Annotated in this window: 1 protein-coding gene and 1 pseudogene; both read right to left on the bottom strand. The window is 45.3% G+C overall.

Annotated elements, in window-relative coordinates; all coding sequences use genetic code 11:
• On the bottom strand, positions 1 to 458 hold a 458-nt coding region (locus tag B2Y23_RS04160; RefSeq protein ID WP_291369200.1), incomplete at its 3' end, for a glycosyltransferase.
• A pseudogene (locus B2Y23_RS04155) lies at positions 455 to 675 on the bottom strand (hypothetical protein); the annotation flags it as partial. The gene B2Y23_RS04160 and the pseudogene B2Y23_RS04155, both read right to left, overlap by 4 nt.

The raw sequence follows: 675 nt of genomic DNA, 5'->3' as shown, positions 1-675 counted from the left end.
AGGCTCAAATTGGCACCATGAATATGGCTATGGTCCATCGTATCCTGATAATGCGCCAGATAGTTTTTTCGGGTCAGTGCAGAAAATTTTTTCCAGCTATCCACTTCTACTACGCCACAGATTGCATCTGCCGGTTGGTGATTAAGCTGTTGTAACAACCACTGCGAATCGACACACGAGTCGGCATCCGTACAGGCAATCCAGGTGACGCCCAAACGGATCATATGGCGAACCCCGAGATCACGCACTTTTCCAACACAATGAAAATTGCACTCCAGATAGTCCACTCCTGCATGCTGCACAATTTCCAAAGACCGATCATTGCAACTGTCCAGCACGACCAGCACCTGCACTTTTGTTTTTGTATCGGGTAATGCCTCTACCGCGTTTTGAATAGCATTCAGACAATCTTGCAAATAATGCTCTTCATTACAGGCAGGAATCACAATTCCAATCATAGCAATCCCTCTTTAGCAGCTAAAGTGGTGGAGTCCTTACTCCACAAGTCTATTATAAAATCGGGATCATTAAGATTCAAATAATGATTGAGGCTAAATTGTTGCCTCAACACTTGATGTACGTCTTCACCCTTCAGGGCAAATCCTTCAATTGGATAACGCCAGTGGCAGCACAACACCTTGCCCTGTGGGGCTAAGCCATTTTCCAAGATCGGAA

The sequence above is a fragment of the Acinetobacter sp. UBA5934 genome (assembly GCF_002430855.1).
Taxonomy (GTDB): Bacteria; Pseudomonadota; Gammaproteobacteria; order Pseudomonadales; family Moraxellaceae; genus Acinetobacter.
This window is presented reverse-complemented; position numbering and strand designations above follow the sequence as displayed.